Here is a 19,560-nt window from a genome sequence, read left to right as displayed (position 1 = left end):
TCCAGTTCAGTTTGATCTCGTGCAGGTCCGTTGTACCGGCCAGTGCTTGTCAAATCGCTAATGAGGAGCGGATGGTGCAGGTTTTTCCCGGCCCCCGCCCGCCCCCTTCATCTGCCCTGCTCAGGCCGCGGCGTGCTGCGCGTTTTCCAGTCCCGGCGCCTGCCGGCTGTCCTCCAGCGCCAGGCCCAGGCTTTCGCAGAGCGGCAGGCGGCGGGCGGCGAAATTGCCGGCCCGGGCGCGCAGCAGCGCGAGGTTCTCCTCCTCGCTTTCCAGCACCCGCCCCTCGTGCTGCAGGCGCTGGCCCTGCGGCGCCAGGATGCGCCAGACCAGATCCGCCCACTCCGCGGGCGTTTCGAGCCCCTCGCTGCGGGCCAGCAGGAACAGCTGCTCGAAGCGGTCGAGCTCCACCCCGCCACCGGTGACGGGCGAAGCAAGAAAGCGCAGGGCATCGCCCTCCTCGGCGCGTTTGCAGACCGCCAGGTTGAAGGCGCGGCAGGCGGCGGCGCGGCGCTCCAGCCCCTCTTGCGGCAGGCAGGGAGTGATGCAGCCGCTGCCGGCCAGCACCGTCAGCATCCGGGTGATGCCGCCCCACGCCAGGGTGCCGAACACGCCCTGGTCCAGCAGGCTGCGCACCGTGGCCGGCCCATTGGCGAGCGCCTGCAGCACCGGCGCGTACTGTGCCTGCTCCAGCGGCACCTCCTGCCCGCGGTGGTGGAAGCGGAGCGCGCCGCCACCATAGGGCCGGGCCAGGGCCAGGGGGGTGGCAAACCAGGCGCCGATTTCGCCGCGCGGCGTATGGGCGAGCCGGCCCTTGACGAAAATGTCGGTGCGGAAGTGCTCATTCAGCAGCACGTCGCGCAGGCCCTCGCGGCGGACCGGATCGCTTTCGCTGTCCAAGAGGGCGCGCTGTGCGGCAGTGAACCGCACCTCGTCGAGGTTGTCGAGCAGGCTGGCCGAGGCGGCGAAGCTCAGCTTGGCGCCGGCCAGCTCGGCGGCCAGGTCCTCGAAGAAGAAGGGCGTCCAGTCCTTGTTGAAATACTCATGCGCCAGATAGTTCGCGGGCATCGATTTCATATGCTCCAGCCGGTCTGCCGCAAGCGGGTTGCGGCCGAAATAGCCGGCGCCGGCCCCGGCCAGCTGGCGGGCGAACTCCAGCGCCGCGCCGATCCGTTCCGGCAGCGGGCCGCTGCCCTGCTCTGCCCGCGCGGCGAGGATCCGGCGCAGCGGCAGGGCGGCGGCCCAGCCGGGCTGGGTGTTGCAGCTGACATAGACCAGGCCGCCCGGTTTCAGACGGTCAGCGATGAAGCGCAGGATGTGCTGGCGGTTTTCCTGCGAAACCCAGCTGTAGACGCCGTGCAGCGCGATGATGTCGAAGGCCGCAGGCAGGCCCGGGGTTTCGCCGAAGTCCTCGAAGCTGCGCTCGTGGAAATGCACGTTCTCCAGCGCCGCATCCTGCGCCAGTTCGCGGGCGCCGGCGATATGCGAGGGGCTGAAGTCCATGGCGTGAAATTCGATATGCGGGTTAGCAGCTGCCAGCAGGTTGGCGGAGAACCCCTGGCCGCAGCCCAGCTCGCAATAGGTGAGGTTTTCCCCGTCCAGACTGTGCCGGAGACCCTGCGCGGTAGCAGTAAAGCCCAATAAGGCCGGGGTCAGCTGGCGGTGAAAGTCGAAGGTGTAGTCGATGCCGGCGACATAGCCGGAGGTCCAGTCGGTCACGGGGAATCCTGCAGGTTGGGTAAAGGTCATGCAGGGGAATTTCGGAAAATTTGATGAGAATAGGGTTAAGGCCCGGGTGATTCATGCGGTGCCGGGCACGGTGCGGACAGGCGGAGTGCCCTGTGCTACACTCAGCCGGTGCTTTTGGGGAGGGATTGATGAGGAATGCACTTCTGGTCTTCGCAGCCGTGATGGCCATGGCCGTACCAGTGAGCGCTGCCGGTCAGGACGGTTCAGACGCCCCGCCTGCCGCGCAACTGATCACAGCCTATGAAACCATCGTTGCGGTCGAGCATGATTCCCGCCACCTCTACCACCTGCAGACAAAGGCTCTTGTTGCGCATCTCGGTGGCTGGGCGCGCCCGGCCAATGAAGACGGCTCTGAGATCGACGTGTTCTCCGGCGTGTCCGAACAGGTCATCCCCCTCAATCTCAACCGGATAAAGGCACAGCTGCGCAGAGGCCGCACGGATAAGCAAACGGCGCCGGAACTGGCCGAAATCATAACCCTATTCGAGGCCGCGATTCCAACCGGGCTGGAAATATCAAGGCTGCTGGAGGCGGGGAATTTCGAACAGGCCAGTGAGTTCTACCGGACCCGGTCGGTGCCGGAGTATGAAAAGCTCTGGCGGCGGACGTTCACGCTGATGCGCGGTATTGAGCGCAGGCTTTAAAACCGGGCAAGGCCGGGATTGGCTGGCAGTGGAAGCCGAATTTGAAGCCGATCCCGGTGGCACAGCCGGAGGTCCAATCGGTCACGGGGAACCCTGCAGGCTGGGGAATCGTCCTGCAGGGCGGTTTCCGGTATGTTTGGTGAGAATTGGGTTAAGGGCGGAGAAATTGGCGCTGCAAGTTCCGGAGACGGTTCTGGTGAGGGAAGGCTGGATGCCGCTCAGTTCAGCAAGTTCTTCTCAGCCCAATGCCGGGATTGAGCCCAATGGAGCCATTGGTTTCTGCAACAGAATTTGGCCAAACGACGCTTTGCGCGCACAACGCCCCATGCCATAGTCGAATTGTTATTTAACCGGCATTGTCAAAGGGTATCGTTATGGAAATCGGAAAATGCACGCGTCGGATAACTTTGGCTTTGTTGTCGACCTTGGGCTTTCTCATAATATCGGTAGGTGCTGCATCTGCTGAAACGTCGCTTGGATACCGCGCTGAACTTGATGTCGTTTACGGCCGGGCGGTCATCGCGCCTGACGGTGTAGAAGTCGAACGCGATCTAAGGATGGACGTTTACTATCCGAATGAGGAGAACGCGGATTTCTCAAGCGATGCGTACAAGCCGAGCACAGCCCGTCCAGCGGTCATCTATGTCCACGGAGGTGCGCACCATCGCGGCGGACGCAGGCAGGCCCCCTTCCGGTTGGAGGCAGCGGTCCATTCCCGTCCCGAAGACTATGCACGCCTGCTGGCTCCTCTGGGGTACGTCGTATTTGTTGTGGAGTACCGTTTAGCGCCCGAAAACCCTGTACCGACTTTATTGCCTGGAGAAGCAAATCTCCTTGAGGACATTGACACCTACGTCACGCCTGAGGTGTTCGAAGCAACAGTGCGCGCGCGCGGTGCCATGGGCCTGCCACCTCTTCCAGATACACCAGAGGGCCGGCAGTTTTTGTGGGATGCAGGTGTTTCTGCCGCTGAAGACGTGCGGATGGCATTCGACTTTGTGGTAAAGAACGCTGATCGGTTTGGAGTTGAGCCTTCTCGGATTGCGATGGGCGGTCATTCAGCCGGCGGCGGGATCACCATGAATGTCGCCTTCGGCTTGCAGACACCCTTGGCGGCAGTGTTTCCGCTTTCCGGAACGGACGTTCTGTTTGAGCATGATGCCGTCGCTCAGTTTGGCAACCTGCCGCCGGCGCTGCTGGTGTACTCACAGTTCGATGAGCATACGCAACTGGGGCAGTTGCCGGGCATCATAAACCTTATGCAAGACGCGGGCGTTGATTACCAGTTGGCGTGGGTTCCGGGTTTTGCCCACTTTTACCCGCATGGCGCAGTATCGTTGGCCGACGACGGCACGCGAAGTGCCTTGAGCGACCGGATCATCGGCTTTCTGGAAGAGCACCTAAGCGAGTGAGAGGGAGCGTAGTTGAACCATTCAGCACCTCCTGTCGTCAACGACGGTTTTCTCACGCTAATTGCCCAAAGGCTCTCAGCTCTTATTAACAAGGAATGGAACAAGGCCCCCCTGCAAAGGTCAGCCGACCGCCCTTGCCCTCCTTCGCGCCTCGCCTGCTCCCAACAAAAAACCGGCCCCCAAGGGGAGCCGGTATCTAATTGTCCAATCCGCGTTTGGATCAGAGGGACATATGGGTGCCCAGGGCTTCCATGTCGGCGAGCAGCTTGGCTGCGTCCTCAACCAACCCGTGCGGCTGGTCTTCCTCTTTCGCGGTCTTGTACATCTCGCGGGCTTCCTCGATCAGGGTGTTCATCTGATCGCGGGTCATCTCGGCCATCGGGATCGCGCGCTCGGCCAGAACCGACAGGCTGTCGCCTGCGATTTCGGCAAAACCGCCGGTCACCAGATACTCCGAGTTGCCTTCGGGGCTTTCGACCTTCAGCACGCCGGGGCGCAGGGTGGTGATGGTGGGCGCGTGCTGAGGCATCGCCGTCATGTCACCCTCGGACCCGGGGATCTGAACCGCGCTGGCCTGCAGCGACGCCAGGGCGCGCTCGGGGCTGACGAGGTCGAATTGCATCGTTTGTGCCATTGGGGCCTCCTTTCAGGGTCCCCCCGCACCGCGAGGGCGCGGGGGAAAATCCGTTCTTAGGCGGCTTCCGCAGCCATCTTCTCGGCTTTGGCGATCACTTCGTCGATGCCGCCAACCATGTAGAAGGCGCCTTCGGGCAGGTGGTCGTATTCGCCGGCCACAACAGCCTTGAACGACGCGATGGTGTCTTCCAGCGGAACCTGGACACCGTCGGAGCCGGTGAAGACCTTCGCAACGTCGAACGGCTGGGACAGGAAACGCTGGATCTTACGCGCACGCGCAACGGTCAGCTTGTCCTCTTCCGACAGTTCGTCCATGCCGAGGATCGCGATGATGTCCTGCAGCGACTTGTAGCGCTGGAGGATCTGCTGAACGTCGGAAGCCACTGCGTAGTGCTCTTCGCCAACGATCTGCGGGTCCATCAGGCGCGACGAGGAGTCGAGCGGGTCCACAGCGGGGTAAATGCCGAGCTCGGAGATCGCGCGGTTGAGAACGGTGGTCGCGTCCAGGTGGGCAAAGGTGGTTGCCGGTGCCGGGTCGGTAAGGTCGTCCGCGGGAACGTAGACGGCCTGGATCGAGGTGATCGAGCCGTTCTTGGTGGAGGTGATGCGTTCCTGCATCGCGCCCATGTCGGTGGCCAGGGTCGGCTGGTAGCCCACAGCCGAAGGAATACGGCCGAGCAGAGCGGACACCTCGGAACCGGCCTGGGTGAAGCGGAAGATGTTGTCCACGAAGAACAGAACGTCGGTGCCGGACTGGTCGCGGAACTGTTCGGCCAGGGTCAGGCCGGTCAGCGCAACGCGGGCACGGGCCCCCGGAGGTTCGTTCATCTGACCGTAAACCAGGGCCACCTGGGATTCTTCCAGGTTGTCCGGCTTGATCACGTTGGATTCGATCATTTCCCAGTACAGGTCGTTGCCTTCACGGGTCCGCTCGCCAACACCGGCGAACACGGAGAAGCCCGAGTGCACCTTTGCGATGTTGTTGATCAGTTCCATGATCAGAACGGTCTTGCCCACGCCGGCGCCGCCGAACAGGCCGATCTTGCCGCCCTTGGAGTACGGGGCCAGCAGGTCGATAACCTTGATGCCGGTCACCAGAACTTCCGACTCGGTCGACTGTTCGCTGAACTCGGGTGCGGGCTGGTGGATGGCGCGGGTCTCGGTTGCGTTCACCGGGCCCTTTTCGTCCACCGGCTCACCCACGACGTTCAGGATGCGGCCCAGGGTGGCGTTGCCGACCGGGATCGAGATCGGCGCGCCGGTGTCGGACACGGCCTGACCGCGGACCAGGCCCTCGGTTGCGTCCATTGCGATGGTGCGGACGGTGTTTTCGCCGAGGTGCTGGGCCACTTCCAGAACCAGGGTCTTGCCCTCGTTCTCGGTGTGCAGCGCGTTCAGAATTGCGGGCAGGTGGTCGTCGAACTGGACGTCCACAACGGCGCCGATGATCTGGGTCACCTTGCCTTTTGCTTGTGCCATTTGTTGGTCTCCGGTTGTCTCTTAGAGCGCCTCAGCGCCCGAAATGATTTCAATCAGCTCGTTGGTGATCACGGCCTGGCGGGAGCGGTTGAACTCGATGGTCAGCTTGTCGATCATCTCGCCCGCATTGCGGGTCGCGTTGTCCATTGCGCTCATCCGGGCACCCTGCTCGGATGCGCCGTTTTCCAGCAGGCCAGAGAAGATCTGGGTCGCCACGCCGCGCGGCAGCAGGTCCGCCAGGATCTGCTCTTCGCCCGGTTCGTAGTCGTAGACGGCGCCAGAGCTTTCACCTTCCTCGGCTTCGAAGGAAGCGGGGATGATCTGCTGCGCGGTCGGGATCTGGGTCACGACGTTGACGAACTCCGAGTAGAAGATCGTGGCGACGTCGAATTCACCAGCATCGAACCGGGTCAGGATGTCCTTGGCGATCTCCTGCGCATTGGCATAGCCGATCCGCTTGAACTCGCTGAGGTCCACATGGCCGACGAAATCACTGCCGAGGTCGCGCTTCAGGGCGTCGCGGCCCTTCTTGCCGACGGTCAGAACCTTGACCGTCTTGCCCGCAGCCTTCAGCTCGGCCGCCTTGTGGCGGGCGAGCTTGGCAATGTTCGAGTTGAAGCCGCCGCACAGACCGCGCTCTGCGGTCATCACGACGAGCAGGTGGGTCTGGTCGCTGCCGGTGCCGCGAAGCAGCTTGGGAGCCGACTCGCTGCCGCCGACCGAGGCCGCCAGCCCCGCCATCACGGCGTTGAACCGCTTGGCGTAGGGACGGGAGTCCTCGGCAGCTTCCTGGGCGCGGCGAAGTTTCGCCGCGGCCACCATTTGCATGGCTTTGGTGATCTTGCGGGTCGATTTGACCGACTCGATCCTGGTTTTAAGGTCCTTGAGAGAAGGCATGTCCCGACTCTCTCCTTATGCGAAGGTGGCGGCGTATTCGTCGATCGCAGCCTTGAGTTTGTCAGCGGCGTCGCCCTTGATCTTGGGATCTTCGTTGGTGATCCAGTCCAGGGTCTCTTTGCCTTTGCCGCGCATGTGCGACAGCAGGCCCGCTTCCCAGCGGCCGACGTCCTTGAGCGCGATCTTGTCGAGGTAGCCGTTGGTGCCGGCGAAGATGACGCAGACGATTTCGGCGTTGGTCAGCGGCGAGTACTGCGGCTGCTTCATCAGCTCGGTCAGGCGCGCACCGCGGTTCAGCAGCTGCTGGGTGGCGGCGTCGAGGTCGGAGCCGAACTGGGCGAAGGCCGCCATCTCGCGGTACTGGGCCAGCGACAGCTTAACCGGGCCTGCAACGGTCTTCATCGCGTTGGTCTGGGCCGAGGAGCCCACACGCGAAACCGACAGACCGGTGTTCACGGCGGGGCGGATGCCCTGGTAGAACAGTTCGGTTTCCAGGAAGATCTGGCCGTCGGTGATCGAGATCACGTTGGTCGGAATAAACGCGGACACGTCGCCGCCCTGGGTTTCGATGACCGGCAGAGCGGTCAGCGAGCCGGCGCCGAAGTCTTCGTTCAGCTTTGCCGAACGCTCCAGCAGGCGGGAGTGCAGGTAGAAAACGTCGCCCGGGTAGGCTTCACGTCCCGGCGGACGGCGCAGCAGCAGGGACATCTGGCGGTAGGCCACGGCCTGCTTGGAGAGGTCATCATAGATGATCAGCGCGTGCTTGCCGTTGTCGCGGAAGTATTCGGCCATCGCGGTTGCGGCATAGGGGGCCAGGAACTGCAGCGGTGCCGGGTCGGACGCGGTTGCGGCCACGACGATGGAGTATTCCATCGCGCCGGTTTCTTCCAGCTTCTTCACCAGCTGCGCCACGGTGGAGCGCTTCTGGCCGACTGCGACGTAGACGCAGTACAGTTTCTTGGACTCGTCGTCGCCGGCGGCGTCGTTGTAGACCTTCTGGTTCAGGATGGTGTCCAGAGCCACGGCGGTCTTGCCGGTCTGACGGTCGCCGATGATTAGCTCGCGCTGGCCGCGGCCGATCGGGATCATCGCGTCGACCGACTTGAGGCCGGTTGCCATCGGCTCGTGCACCGATTTACGCGGGATGATGCCCGGCGCCTTGACGTCAGCCACCTTGCGCTCGGATGCGTTGATCGGGCCCTTGCCGTCCAGCGGGTTGCCCAGACCGTCGACAACGCGGCCCAGCAGCTCGGGGCCGGCCGGAACGTCCACGATCGAGTTGGTGCGCTTGACGGTGTCGCCTTCTTTAATGTCGCGGTCGGAGCCGAAGATCACGATACCGACGTTGTCGGCTTCCAGGTTCAGCGCCATGCCCATGATGCCGCCCGGGAATTCGACCATTTCACCGGCCTGAACGTTGTCGAGGCCGTAAACGCGGGCAATACCGTCACCAACGGACAGCACGCGGCCGATTTCTGCCACCTCGGCTTCTTGACCAAAATTCTTGATCTGGTCTTTCAGGATCGCAGAAATCTCTGCTGCTTGGATACCCATTTATCCGACCTCTTTCATTGCATTCTGTAGGGAGTTGAGCTTGGAGCGGATCGAGCTGTCGATCATCTTCGAGCCCACTTTAACGACAAGACCGCCGATGATGGAGGCATCGACGGAAGCATTGATGGTAACTTTCTTGCCCACGCGCTCGGCCAGGGTCTTGGCCAGCTTTTCGCTCTGGGTCTTGGTCAGCGCCTTGGCGGACACCACCTCTGCGGTGACCTCGCCGCGGGCTTCGGCCAGGCGGTCGCGCAGCGCGCTGATCAGCGCGGGCACCACGAACAGGCGGCGCTTGTCGGCCATCAGAGCCAGGGTGTTGCGCAGAACGGGGTCCAGGCCCATCTTGTCTGCCACCGCGGTGATTGCGGCGCCTTGCTCTTCGCGCGACACCAGCGGCGACTGGATCAGGCTGTTGAGATCGTCGCTGTCAGCCAGGGCGGCTGCCAGGTCATTGATGCTGGTTTCAAGGCTGTCGAGCGCCTTGTTCTCTTCCGCGATGTCGAACACCGCCGTGGCATAGCGCGCAGCAATGCCTGCAGAAATCGAAGCTGGTTCGGACACGTCCACCCTTCCGATATGTTTTTGGCCCCGGTTGGCATACCTGGCCTCAGGCGGCGTCCGGGGGCGTGAGTCATCCCCCATTGGCAGCGGGGCGTTGAAATCAGCGTGGGTCTAGCAGAGCGGATGCGACCTATCAACTGCCTATAACGGTAACAGAAGAAAGCATGTTTCCTGCGTTTTCAATGACTTGCCCCAAGTGCGGCCCTTTGACCACAGTCGATAAATAAAAAAGTGCGGGTGAACTGCAGGATTTTGCGATTCCGGAAAGCGGCATTTGCGCCAAAAAACGTCACACTCGGGTGTAAAACCACCCGAACGGGCAGTTCCGGTCATTTTCGGGAATCGAAATCCGCCGCCTTTGCGCGGCCCCGCGTCAGGCCGGTTCCGGCATCGGGTTGGACAGGCCTTCCAGCACCCGGATGCGGCTGGGCGTCTTGGTGCGGATCATGTGGCCCTTCTGCGGATAGGTCTGCTTGCTGACCTCGACCATGAACACCCCGCCGGCCAGCATCGCGGGCAGCTTGCGGCCCATCTTTTCCAGCATGGCGCCGGATTTCAGCCAGAACCGCTTGTGGCTGGGCAGCCGGTAAAGCGCGGCGGTGTGCTGCTCGATGGCGAACTGGTGCTCGCGCAGCTGGCCCTCCAGCTGGCGCAGCGTGTAGGGGCGGCCATAGCCGAACGGCGTCAGGTCCGAGCGCGCCCAGAGGCCGGCCCGGTTCGGCACGATGAAAATCGCCCGCCCCCCCGGCCCCAGCGCCCGCCAGCATTCCTCCAGCAGCCTGCTGGGCCGCTCCGAGGTCTCCAGCCCGTGCATCACCACCAGCCGGTCGGCCCGCCCGGTGTCGATTGGCCAGCTGGTCTCCTCGCACAGGACTGAGACGTTGGGCATCCCCGCGGGCCATTGCATCACCCCCTGCGGCCCGGGCATCAGCGCCATCACCCGGCGCGCCTCCGGCAGGTAGGGGCGCAGGAGCGGCGCGGCAAAGCCGAAGCCCGCCACCGTCAGCCCGGCGGCCTCCGGCCACAGCTCCAGCAGGCGGCCGCGGATCGAGGCCTGCGCCGCGCGCCCCAGGGTGCTGCGGTAGTAGAAGTTCCTGAGATCCTGAACATCAAGATGCATTGCGGGCGCCTGCTGCTTCGGCCAATCTGGGCGCAGTTTAGCAATGTAAAGGCGAATGACCATGCCTGTCGAGATCATCACCCTGCCCTGCCTGTCGGATAACTATGCCTTTTTGATCCATAATCCGGCGTCCGGGGAAACCGCGCTGGTGGATGCGCCCGAAGCCGGCGCCATCAAGGCGGCGCTGTCGGAACGCGGCTGGGGGCTGGACTGGATCCTGCTGACCCACCACCACTGGGACCATGTGGATGGGGTGGCCGAACTGCAGGCGGCCTATGGCGCCAAGGTGATCGGCGCCAAGGCGGATGCGCACCGGCTGCCGCCGCTGGACATGGCGGTGGAGGACGGCGGCGCCTTCACCCTCATGGGCGAAGAGGTGCAGGTGACGGATGTTTCGGGCCACACGGTCGGCCATATCGCCTATTACCTGCCCGGCGCAGAGGCGGTTTTTACCGCCGACAGCCTGATGGCGCTGGGTTGCGGGCGGCTGTTTGAGGGCACGCCGCAGCAAATGTGGGCCAGCCTGTCGCAACTTGCCGCGCTGCCGCCGCAAACTATGGTTTATTCTGGACATGAATACACCCAGGCTAACGGTGCTTTTGCGGTGACGGTAGACGCCGGCAACCCCGCGTTGCAGGCGCGGATATCCGATATCGCATCGGCCCGGGACAGCGGCATCCCGACGGTGCCGTCGTCCCTGCAGCTGGAACTTGACACCAACCCGTTCCTGCGCGCGGGCGACGCGGCCATCCGGGCGCACCTTGGCATGGAAGGTGCTGAAAATGCAGAGGTTTTTGCCGAAATCCGCAAGCGGAAGGACAATTTCTGAGCAATTCAAGCGCAGCGGGGTGCAACAGGGGAAAAATAATTGTGACCCCAAAATGAAGAAAAGACCTTGAAGCCGGCGCGCTATCAACCAAACTCTAACCTTATAAGCACATGGTTGAACTGAGGGGTTGGTTAATACCGCCCCACCGGCCAACCCAAGATCAGAGGAGCACGCCCGTGCCTTCATTCTCGAGCACCCTGGAACAGGCCATTCACGCAGCGCTGGCGCTGGCGAATGAACGCCGTCATGAATTCGCAACCCTGGAACACCTGCTTCTGGCCCTGATCGACGAGCCCGACGCGGCCCGCGTGATGCGTGCCTGCAGCGTCGACCTGACCGAATTGCGATCCTCCCTGGTGGAATTCGTGGATGAGGATCTTGCCAACCTTGTGACCGACATCGACGGATCGGAGGCAGTGCCGACCGCCGCCTTCCAGCGCGTCATCCAGCGCGCCGCGATCCACGTCCAAAGCTCTGGCCGCACTGAGGTAACGGGGGCGAATGTGCTGGTCGCCATCTTTGCCGAGCGCGAGAGCGACGCCGCCTATTTCCTGCAGGACCAGGAGATGACCCGCTATGACGCGGTGAACTTCATCGCCCACGGCGTTGCCAAGGACCCGGCCTACGGTGAATCCCGCCCGGTGTCCGGCGCGACCGAGCAGGAAGAGGACAACCTGACCACCGCGCCCGAGGGCGAGAAGAAGGAGTCGGCGCTGGCCAAATACTGCGTCGACCTGAACGCCAAATCCCGCGACGGCGACATCGACCCGCTGATCGGCCGCGACCACGAGGTGGAGCGCTGCATCCAGGTGCTGTGCCGCCGCCGCAAGAACAACCCGCTGCTGGTCGGCGACCCCGGTGTCGGCAAGACGGCCATCGCCGAAGGCCTGGCGCGCCGCATCGTGTCCGGCGAAACCCCGGAAATCCTGTCGGAAACCACCATCTACTCGCTCGACATGGGCGCGCTGCTGGCGGGCACCCGCTACCGCGGAGATTTCGAGGAGCGGCTGAAGGCCGTGGTCTCCGAACTGGAGGACCACCCGGACGCGGTGCTGTTCATCGACGAGATCCACACCGTGATCGGTGCCGGCGCCACCTCCGGCGGCGCAATGGATGCATCCAACCTGCTGAAACCTGCGCTGCAGGGCGGCAAGCTGCGCACCATGGGCTCCACCACCTACAAGGAGTTCCGCCAGCATTTCGAGAAGGACCGTGCGCTGAGCCGCCGGTTCCAGAAGATCGACGTGAACGAGCCCTCGGTGGAGGATTCCATCGAGATCCTGAAGGGATTGAAGCCCTATTTCGAGGAGCATCACGGCATCAAGTTCACCGGCGATGCCATCAAGACCGCGGTGGAGCTGTCGGCGCGCTACATCAACGACCGCAAGCTGCCGGACAAGGCAATCGACGTCATTGACGAGGCCGGCGCCGCGCAGCATCTGATCATCGAGAGCAAGCGCCGCAAGACCATCGGCGTCAAGGAGATCGAGGCTGTTGTCGCGAAGATCGCCCGCATTCCGCCCAAGAACGTCTCCAAGGACGATGCCGAGGTGCTGAAGGACCTGGAACGTTCGCTGAAGCGCGTGGTCTTTGGCCAGGACGATGCCATCACCGCCCTGTCGAGCGCAATCAAGCTGGCCCGTGCCGGCCTGCGCGAGCCGGAAAAGCCGATCGGCAACTACCTGTTTGCAGGCCCGACCGGCGTCGGCAAGACCGAGGTGGCCAAGCAGCTGGCGGACCAGCTGGGGGTGGAACTGCTGCGCTTCGACATGTCGGAATACATGGAGAAACACGCGGTTTCCCGCCTGATCGGCGCGCCTCCGGGCTATGTCGGATTTGACCAGGGCGGCCTGTTGACCGATGGTGTCGACCAGCATCCGCACTGCGTGCTGCTGCTCGATGAGATCGAGAAGGCGCACCCGGATGTCTACAACATCCTTCTGCAGGTGATGGACAACGGCCAGCTGACCGACCACAACGGCCGCACCGTGAATTTCCGCAACGTGATCCTGATCATGACCTCCAACGCGGGCGCCTCGGAGCAGGCGAAAGCCGCCATCGGCTTTGGCCGCGACCGCCGCGAGGGCGAAGACACAGCCGCCATCGAGCGCACCTTCACACCGGAGTTCCGCAACCGCCTGGATGCGGTGATCTCCTTCGCGCCGCTCGGCAAGGAAGTCATCCTGCAGGTGGTCGAGAAGTTCGTCCTGCAGCTGGAAGCGCAGCTGATGGACCGCAACGTCTCGATCGAGCTCACCCGCAAGGCGGCCGAATGGCTGGCCGACAAGGGCTATGACGACCGCATGGGCGCGCGTCCGCTGGGCCGTGTCATCCAGGAGCACATCAAGAAGCCGCTGGCAGAAGAGCTGCTGTTCGGCAAGCTGACCAAGGGCGGCGTCGTCAAGGTCGGCATCAAGGACGGCAAGCTGGACCTGCGCCTGGAAGGCCCGGGCAAGCCGCGGATTTCCGGGGACAAGCCGCCGCTCTTGACAGCGGACTGATGCGCCTCGCAGCGCTACTGGCCCTGATACCGCTCGCCGCGCCTGCCGCGGCGGGCGACTTCCGTTTGCAGTTCCCGTTGGACTGCACCCTGGGCGAGACCTGCCACATCCAGCAGTTTGTCGACCGCGATCCCGGCCCCGGCGCACGCGATTTCACCTGCGGCACGCTCAGCTATGACGGCCACAAGGGCACCGATTTCGCCCTGCCCTTCCTGTCGGACATGCAGGCCGGCGTCCAGGTGCGCGCGGCGGCGGACGGGGTTGTGCGGGGCACCCGGAACACGATGGCGGACCAGTATGCCACAGCGGAAAATGCAGACAGCATTGATGGCAAGGAGTGCGGCAACGGGGTGGTGCTGCGCCACGGCGGCGGCTGGGAAACCCAGTACTGCCACATGAAGCGCGGCTCGGTCCGGGTGGAAAGCGGCCAGAAGGTGAAAGCCGGCGATGTGCTGGGCGAGGTCGGGCTGTCCGGCAAGACCCAGTTTCCGCATCTGCATTTGTCGGTGCGCAAGGATGGCGCGGTGGTGGACCCCTTTGCCCCGCAAACGCTGGAGACCTGCGGCACGGCTGAGGGCGAGACGCTCTGGGCGGATCTGCCTGCCTACCAGCCCGGCGGGGTGATGGGCGCGGGGTTCAGCACCGCCGTGCCGGACTACGGCGCAGTCAAGTCCGGCCTCGCCGATGAGGCTCCGCTGGCAGCGGACGCGCCTGCCTTCGTGTTCTGGGCCTATGCTTTTGGCGGCCAGGCCGGCGACGCGCTGGAGCTGACCGTGACCGGGCCCGGAGGCGAGTTCGTCTCCCACAGCGAAGCGCTGAACAAGAACCAGGCGCAGTTTTTCCGCGCCGCCGGGCGGCGCCTGCGCGGCGGCCAGTGGCCCGCGGGCAGCTATACCGGCATTGCCCGGCTGCTCAGGGACGGGCAGGAGATCGGCCGCCTGGTCCGCAGCATGGAAATCACCGCGCCTGCGGACCCGGACACCCAGTGATCCACGCCCCTGCAGCCGCGGCGCGGCTGCGCGGCCCAACGGGCGCTGCCGCCCTGGCAGGGCGGCCTGGCGCCGGGCGGGAGCCGCCGCGCCCGCTGCGGCCAGCCGCGCCACGGCCGGAAATCCGGCAGCCGGATTTGATTATGCCCGCATCTGCAATAGTTTAAAGCTAGCCCTACTGCCCGGTGGGGCCGCAACCCGTGTGTAACTAGTAGCTTGTCTCCATTAGTGAAGCGGGTTGCACCCCGCGATGGCTGCCGGACTGGCCGTTTCAGGCTGAAACGCGGCCTGACAGGGCGGCTGCCCCGATCATTTCTCGGTGAACTTCAGCTCGATCCGCCGGTTCTGGGCGCGCGCCTCAGGCGTGTCCGCCGGGTTCACCGGCTGGTATTCCCCAAAGCCGTTGGCCGCCAGCCGCGAGGGCGGCACCCCCAGCGCCTCGACCATGTAGCGCACAACCGACAGCGCCCGGCCCTGGCTGAGCTCCCAGTTGTCGGCAAATTTCGGATGCGCCCCCAACGGCGTGTTGTCGGTATGCCCGTCCACCCGGATGATCCAGTTGATCCCCGGCGGGATTGCCGCCACCACGCTTTGCAGGATCGACACCACCTTGGCGATCTCCACACGGCCTTCCGGCGACAGGGTGGCGCTGCCGGGCGGGAACAGCACTTCGGAGGCAAAGACAAAGCGGTCGCCCTGGATCCGCACGCCCTCCTGGGTGCCGAGAAGATCGCGCAGCCGCCCGAAGAACTCGGAGCGGTAGCGCTCCAGGTCCTGCGCCTTGGTGGCGAGCGCTGCCGCTTCTGCCTCGAGCCGCTTGCGCTCCTGTTCTTCCAGAATCCGCCGCTTGCGCTCCTCGGATGCCGCGCGGGCCAGGGCTGCGTTCAGGTCCTGGCCGAGGTTCTGCAGCTGCACCTGCTGCGCCGCGTCACGGGCCTGGTAGTCGTCCAGGATGGCCTGCAGCCCGCCCAGCTGCTCGCGCAAGGCCGCGACCTGCTGATTGAGCAGCGCAGTTTCGCGGCGGGCTTCCTCCGACACCGCCTGCTCCTGCGAGAGCGCCTCCCGCGCCTGCGCCAGCAGGGCGGCACGTTCCTCGGCCCGGCTGAGCTGCTCGGCGGCGCCGGCTTCAGCAGTCTCTTGCGCAGCCACGGCGGCCAGCAGCCGCTGGCGCAGGACATCCAGATCCTCCGCCTGGGTTTCCGCCGCGGCCAGAGCTGCCCTGGCCTCGGCCAGCTCAGCTGCCAGCCGCCCGGCCTCGGCGTCTGAGCCTGCACGGGCGGCTTCCAGTTCCGAGAGCTGCGCGTCCAGCTGTTTCTTTGCCGCCTCTGCCGCCGCCAGCAGGGTCAGGGTGTCCTCCGCCTGCTGCCGCTGCGCCTCCAGCGCCAGTGTCATGGCGGTCAGCTCCGCATCTGCTGACTGCAGCCTTTCGCGCAGGGCTTCAGCGGCGGCGGCCTCCACCATCCGGGCCGCTTCCTCGGCGCTCAGCTGCTCCTGCAGGCCGGCGATTTCTTCGGCCTTTGCGGCTTCTTCCGTCTCAAGGCTGTCGATCAGCGCCTCCATCGCTTCGCGCTCGGCTGCTGCCAGCCTGGCCGCCTCGGACTGGGCGTCGATCTCGCCGCGGGCCTGCGCCAGCGCCAGGTTCAGAGCCTCCTGCTCGCTCAGCAGCGCGGCGCGGGCTGCCTCCAGGGTTTCCCGTTCGGCGCTCAGGTCCGCAACCCGCGCCTGGGCGGCGTCGCGGCTGGCGATCAGGGCGGCCACCTGGGCCTCGAAACCGGTAATGCGGCTGGCGGCTTCCTCCAGCTCGCCGGCCTGACGGTCGCGTTCGGCGGTAAGCGAGGAGATCAGGCTGCGGGCCTGCGCCAGATCCTGTTCAGCCGTGTTGAGGGTCGAGGTCAGCGCCCCCATCCGGGCGTTCAGGCGCCGGTTCTCGCGTTCCTCCAGCCCCAGGGCAGAGGCCAGCGCGCTGACTTCGGCCGAGAGCTCATCCAGCTGGCTTTCCTGGCCTGTAATAGTCTCGCGCAGCACGAACTGGACCACCATGAAGATGGTCAGCACAAACATCAGAACCAGCAAAAGCCCGGTCATCGCATCGACAAACCCGGGCCAGATCGAGGCCTGGAACCGCTGCCCTGTGCGCCGGGAAAGGGCCATCGGTTATTCCCCCGCGTCCCGGCCCGGCAGACCGCCGCGCGAGAGGCCGCGCGGGCGGGCAAAGGCCTTGATCATCAGGTCGATGTCCTTGCGCAGCTCTGCCAGGCTTTCCTGGCGGCCCGCTGAAATTTCCTCGAGAATGCGCAGCATCTGCACGTCGATGGAGCGCAGCCGCATCCGGCTTTCGGCGTCTATGCCGCCGTGCTCGCCCTGGGCGCGCAGGATCTCGGTCAGCGCCTCCTGCCCCACCGCAACCCGGTCCAGCGCTGCAGTGATGGTGCCGGTCTGCTCCTGGCGGCGGTTCATCTCCTGAATGGTTTCAACCAGGTCCGAGAGCCGTTGATCCACCGCCGCGCGGCCTTCGGCGGTTTCTGCGAACATCTCCTGCAGCATCTCCATCTGCTCGGCCATGGTGTCAAGCACCTGGGAGACAACACCGCTGTCGCCGGCGCCGTCCTCGCCCGAAGAGAAGCTGACCCGGGTGATGGTGGACAGCCATTCCTCCAGTTCTCGGTAGAAGCGGTTCTGGCCGTGGCCCGCAAACAGCTCCAACAGGCCGACGATCAGCGATCCCGCAAGGCCCAGCAGCGACGAGGCGAAAGCGACGCCCATGCCGCCCAACTGCGCCTCCAGCCCGGTCATCAGGCGGTTGAAGACAGAAAGCCCCTCCTCCCCCTCCTGCGGTGCCAGGCTGCGTATGGTGTCGACAACGGCGGGAACGGTGGTGGCCAGCCCGTAGAAAGTGCCAAGAAGGCCGAGAAAGATCAGCAAATTGACGATGTAGCGGGTGATCTCGCGGTCTTCGTCGATGCGGCTGGCGACAGAGTCCAGGATGGAGCGGGTCGAGGCCGAGCCCAGCTGCATCCGCGCGCTGCGCGAGCCCAGGAGCGAGGCCAGCGGCGCCAGCATCGAGGGCGGGCGGCGGTGGTCCTGATTGTCGCCGGCGGCGAAGCGTTCGATCCAGCGCACCGAGCCGATCAGCTGCACCACCTGCCAGAAGCAGGCCAGCACCCCGATTACGAAAACAAAGACGATGAAACCGTTTAGCCAAGGGTTGGCCTGAAACACCGGCAGCACCCGCGGCAGCGCCACAAAGGCGCCGAACCCCGATAGCCCCAGCGCGATCAGCATCATGATGATCTGCCGCACCGGCTGGGAGAACTGCGGCCGGGTCTTGCGGTCTGGCTGCGCCATTTCTTGTGGCTCCTGACACTTTTGACTGCTCGTGTTGACCCGCAGCCTATAAGCAAAGTGTCAAAAGCGCCAAGGCTTTATGCGGTGATTTCCCGCACCCGGCCCGCCAGCCAGTCCAGATCGCTGTCGTGCAGACCGATCTCGGCCAGATGCTCGGCGGTGTTGTACAGGTATTCTGTATTGGGGCCGCGGCCGCCCACCGCATGGGCGATGATCTGGGCCTGCTCCTCAAGGCTGAGGCCGCCGCAATACTGCACGTGGTGCGGGTCGATCACATAGGTGACCGCCGTCACCATTGAACCGTCGCCCAGCTCCACCTCCAGATCGCGCTCCAGATAGGCGGACGAAATAAGCTCGCGCTCGCGCAGTTCGGCTAGGGTCTGCTCCTCGTGGCCGCCCTCCACCGCCAGGGCGATGCCCTTGCAATGGGCGTCCTCGACAGCGTCCAGCGCCAGCACCAGGCCGGGCTTTTCCTCGCTGCCGCGGTGGTGGATCGAGGACATGCAGAAGGAGCGCGCATAGCCGTGCAGCACTGCCACCTCGCGCCGGGCCACCGGGAAGCCGGGGTTCCAAAGCAGTGATCCGTATCCGAATACCCACATGGTCATGTCTTCTGGTCCTTTCTGCTCTCCCCCTATAAACAGCAATCCTGATCCGGACAAAAGAGGCTATCCGATGCGCCTGGCAAAACTGATGATTGCCGCCTTCCTGGTGTGGAGCCTCTACTGGGCGGCGGCGGCCTGGGGGCTGAAGAACGGCATCACGGCCTGGTTCGATGTGCAGGAAAACCGGGGCTGGCAGGCAGAATACGCGGCGCTGGAAACGCAAGGCTACCCGTTCCGGCACCAGACCCGGATCAGCCGTCCGGCCCTGGCGGATCCCCGCACCGGCGCTGCCTGGCGGGCAGACTGGCTGGAGCTGGACAGTCCCGCCGCCTGGCCCGGCCGGCTGGAGCTGCACTTTCCCGCCACGGCACAGCGGCTCTCGTATTTCGACCAGACCGCGGTGATTGCCGCGGACGGGCTGCAGGCCAGCCTGCACCTGAAGCCGGGCGTGGCGCTGGAGCTGGAGCAGATGGCCGCCGTGGCGGACAGCTGGCAGATTGCCCGCCGCGGCGAAACCGTGCTGAGCGGCGCCGCGCTGGACCTGCGCATGGCGCAGACGGACCGACCCGAGGCCTATCTGATCACTGCAGACGCCAGGGAATTCGCGCCGCGCGCCGCCTGGCGGCGGCTGCTGGCGGCCAGTGCGCCGCTGCCGGAGCGGTTCGACACGCTGGCGCTGCAGATGACGGTTGCCTTTGACACGCCCTGGGACCGGACCGCGCTGGAGCAGAGACGGCCGCAGCCGCGCCGGATCGATCTGAAGCTGGCCGATGCCCGCTGGGGCGATCTGCGCCTCAAGGCCACCGGCGTGCTGACGGTCGATGAACTGGGGCTGCCGGAGGGCGAGATTGCGCTGCAGGCAGAGAACTGGCGCGGGCTGGTGCTGATGGCCGAACGCAGCGGTGCTCTTGCCCCGGCGCTGCGCGGCACGGTGGAGCGGGTGCTGGGGCTGCTGGCCGAAGCCAGCGGCAACCCGCGCAATCTGGATATCACGCTGGGATTTGCGGATGGGTATGTCTCGCTTGGCCCGCTGCCACTGGGCCACGCGCCGCGGCTGATCATCCGCTAAAGTGTTTCCCACAGGATGCCCTTCGCGCGCAGCGCGCCCGAGCCAAGGCTGGAATGTTCTCCCAGAGGGGCACTTGCAGGCACGGGAGCATGCCCTCACGCTGCGAATTGTTTAGCTGCCCGATATTTTCTGCGAGGCTCTGCCTGGCGCTCCGGGATACTTGAGGCCAGATG

The 19,560-nt window shown here is 64.8% G+C and carries 16 protein-coding genes; 6 read left to right on the top strand and 10 right to left on the bottom strand.

Annotation, left to right across the window (positions count from 1 at the left end):
• Positions 1–120: 120 nt before the first annotated feature.
• A complete protein-coding gene (locus LHL23_RS08935) occupies positions 121–1,746 on the bottom strand; it encodes a class I SAM-dependent methyltransferase (RefSeq protein ID WP_226429589.1) in 1,626 nt (541 codons plus the stop codon).
• Positions 1,747–1,874: 128 nt separating this feature from the next.
• On the opposite strand from LHL23_RS08935, the gene LHL23_RS08930 reads away from it, so the two are divergent.
• Entirely contained in the window at positions 1,875–2,390 is a 516-nt protein-coding gene (locus LHL23_RS08930) for a hypothetical protein (RefSeq protein ID WP_226429588.1), read from the top strand.
• Between the two features lie 374 nt (positions 2,391–2,764).
• Positions 2,765–3,802: an alpha/beta hydrolase gene (locus tag LHL23_RS08925; RefSeq protein ID WP_222477904.1), complete on the top strand. Its 1,038-nt coding sequence runs from the start codon at positions 2,765–2,767 to the stop codon at positions 3,800–3,802.
• 220 nt (positions 3,803–4,022) lie between these two features.
• Here LHL23_RS08925 and LHL23_RS08920 read toward each other — a convergent pair whose 3' ends face one another.
• The 6 genes from LHL23_RS08920 to LHL23_RS08895 form a co-directional block, all read right to left on the bottom strand.
• On the bottom strand, positions 4,023–4,436 hold the full coding sequence (locus LHL23_RS08920) for a F0F1 ATP synthase subunit epsilon (RefSeq protein WP_222477902.1): 414 nt from the start codon (positions 4,434–4,436) through the stop codon (positions 4,023–4,025).
• 56 nt (positions 4,437–4,492) lie between these two features.
• On the bottom strand, positions 4,493–5,917 hold the full coding sequence (atpD, locus tag LHL23_RS08915; RefSeq protein WP_222477900.1) for a F0F1 ATP synthase subunit beta: 1,425 nt from the start codon (positions 5,915–5,917) through the stop codon (positions 4,493–4,495).
• A 21-nt stretch (positions 5,918–5,938) separates the two neighbouring features.
• Positions 5,939–6,814 (bottom strand): F0F1 ATP synthase subunit gamma, encoded by an 876-nt coding sequence (locus LHL23_RS08910; protein ID WP_222477899.1) that lies wholly within the window; start codon positions 6,812–6,814, stop codon positions 5,939–5,941.
• A 15-nt stretch (positions 6,815–6,829) separates the two neighbouring features.
• Positions 6,830–8,368 (bottom strand): F0F1 ATP synthase subunit alpha, encoded by a 1,539-nt coding sequence (gene atpA / locus LHL23_RS08905; protein ID WP_222477897.1) that lies wholly within the window; start codon positions 8,366–8,368, stop codon positions 6,830–6,832.
• Positions 8,369–8,929, bottom strand: coding sequence for a F0F1 ATP synthase subunit delta (locus tag LHL23_RS08900; protein WP_222477895.1), 561 nt, complete (start codon positions 8,927–8,929; stop codon positions 8,369–8,371).
• 373 nt (positions 8,930–9,302) lie between these two features.
• Positions 9,303–10,049: a methyltransferase domain-containing protein gene (locus LHL23_RS08895; RefSeq protein ID WP_222477892.1), complete on the bottom strand. Its 747-nt coding sequence runs from the start codon at positions 10,047–10,049 to the stop codon at positions 9,303–9,305.
• Positions 10,050–10,104: 55 nt separating this feature from the next.
• Here LHL23_RS08895 and gloB point away from each other — a divergent pair, with 55 nt between their 5' ends.
• The 3 genes from gloB (at position 10,105) to LHL23_RS08880 (ending at position 14,368) form a co-directional block, all read left to right on the top strand.
• Entirely contained in the window at positions 10,105–10,878 is a 774-nt protein-coding gene (gene gloB, locus LHL23_RS08890) for a hydroxyacylglutathione hydrolase (protein ID WP_222477890.1), read from the top strand.
• A 176-nt stretch (positions 10,879–11,054) separates the two neighbouring features.
• Positions 11,055–13,379: an ATP-dependent Clp protease ATP-binding subunit ClpA gene (gene clpA, locus LHL23_RS08885; protein ID WP_222477888.1), complete on the top strand. Its 2,325-nt coding sequence runs from the start codon at positions 11,055–11,057 to the stop codon at positions 13,377–13,379.
• On the top strand, positions 13,379–14,368 hold the full coding sequence (locus tag LHL23_RS08880; RefSeq protein WP_226429587.1) for a M23 family metallopeptidase: 990 nt from the start codon (positions 13,379–13,381) through the stop codon (positions 14,366–14,368). Before clpA ends, LHL23_RS08880 begins: the two co-directional genes overlap by 1 nt.
• 309 nt (positions 14,369–14,677) lie before the next feature.
• On the opposite strand, the gene LHL23_RS08875 is transcribed toward LHL23_RS08880, so the two are convergent.
• The 3 genes from LHL23_RS08875 to LHL23_RS08865 all read right to left on the bottom strand — a co-directional run bounded on the left by LHL23_RS08875 (position 14,678) and on the right by LHL23_RS08865 (position 18,321).
• Complete coding sequence (locus LHL23_RS08875) at positions 14,678–16,519, bottom strand: peptidoglycan -binding protein (RefSeq protein ID WP_226429586.1); 1,842 nt, start codon at positions 16,517–16,519, stop codon at positions 14,678–14,680.
• Between the two features lie 3 nt (positions 16,520–16,522).
• The gene (locus LHL23_RS08870; protein WP_222477882.1) at positions 16,523–17,713 is read right to left on the bottom strand and encodes a biopolymer transporter ExbB; all 1,191 of its coding nucleotides are present in this window, start codon (positions 17,711–17,713) and stop codon (positions 16,523–16,525) included.
• A 77-nt stretch (positions 17,714–17,790) separates the two neighbouring features.
• On the bottom strand, positions 17,791–18,321 hold the full coding sequence (locus LHL23_RS08865) for a gamma-glutamylcyclotransferase (protein ID WP_226429585.1): 531 nt from the start codon (positions 18,319–18,321) through the stop codon (positions 17,791–17,793).
• A gap of 67 nt (positions 18,322–18,388) precedes the next feature.
• Between LHL23_RS08865 and LHL23_RS08860 the strand changes: the two genes are divergently transcribed.
• Positions 18,389–19,387 (top strand): DUF2125 domain-containing protein, encoded by a 999-nt coding sequence (locus tag LHL23_RS08860; RefSeq protein WP_226429584.1) that lies wholly within the window; start codon positions 18,389–18,391, stop codon positions 19,385–19,387.
• Positions 19,388–19,560: the final 173 nt, after the last annotated feature.

This window comes from Leisingera sp. McT4-56 (assembly GCF_020514995.1).
GTDB lineage: Bacteria > Pseudomonadota > Alphaproteobacteria > Rhodobacterales > Rhodobacteraceae > Leisingera > Leisingera aquaemixtae_A.
Note: the sequence above shows the minus strand (reverse complement) of the source record. Positions and strands in the feature narration are given on the sequence as shown.

Coding starts and splice junctions, on each gene's coding strand:
- LHL23_RS08910 (WP_222477899.1), bottom strand. CDS start 6,814: ATGCCTTCTCTCAAGGACCTTAAAACCAGGATCGAGTCGGTCAAATCG.
- LHL23_RS08875 (WP_226429586.1), bottom strand. CDS start 16,519: ATGGCCCTTTCCCGGCGCACAGGGCAGCGGTTCCAGGCCTCGATCTGG.
- LHL23_RS08880 (WP_226429587.1), top strand. CDS start 13,379: ATGCGCCTCGCAGCGCTACTGGCCCTGATACCGCTCGCCGCGCCTGCC.
- atpA (WP_222477897.1), bottom strand. CDS start 8,368: ATGGGTATCCAAGCAGCAGAGATTTCTGCGATCCTGAAAGACCAGATC.
- LHL23_RS08925 (WP_222477904.1), top strand. CDS start 2,765: ATGGAAATCGGAAAATGCACGCGTCGGATAACTTTGGCTTTGTTGTCG.
- LHL23_RS08920 (WP_222477902.1), bottom strand. CDS start 4,436: ATGGCACAAACGATGCAATTCGACCTCGTCAGCCCCGAGCGCGCCCTG.
- LHL23_RS08930 (WP_226429588.1), top strand. CDS start 1,875: ATGAGGAATGCACTTCTGGTCTTCGCAGCCGTGATGGCCATGGCCGTA.
- LHL23_RS08895 (WP_222477892.1), bottom strand. CDS start 10,049: ATGCATCTTGATGTTCAGGATCTCAGGAACTTCTACTACCGCAGCACC.
- LHL23_RS08935 (WP_226429589.1), bottom strand. CDS start 1,746: ATGACCTTTACCCAACCTGCAGGATTCCCCGTGACCGACTGGACCTCC.
- LHL23_RS08860 (WP_226429584.1), top strand. CDS start 18,389: ATGCGCCTGGCAAAACTGATGATTGCCGCCTTCCTGGTGTGGAGCCTC.
- LHL23_RS08865 (WP_226429585.1), bottom strand. CDS start 18,321: ATGACCATGTGGGTATTCGGATACGGATCACTGCTTTGGAACCCCGGC.
- atpD (WP_222477900.1), bottom strand. CDS start 5,917: ATGGCACAAGCAAAAGGCAAGGTGACCCAGATCATCGGCGCCGTTGTG.
- gloB (WP_222477890.1), top strand. CDS start 10,105: ATGACCATGCCTGTCGAGATCATCACCCTGCCCTGCCTGTCGGATAAC.
- LHL23_RS08870 (WP_222477882.1), bottom strand. CDS start 17,713: ATGGCGCAGCCAGACCGCAAGACCCGGCCGCAGTTCTCCCAGCCGGTG.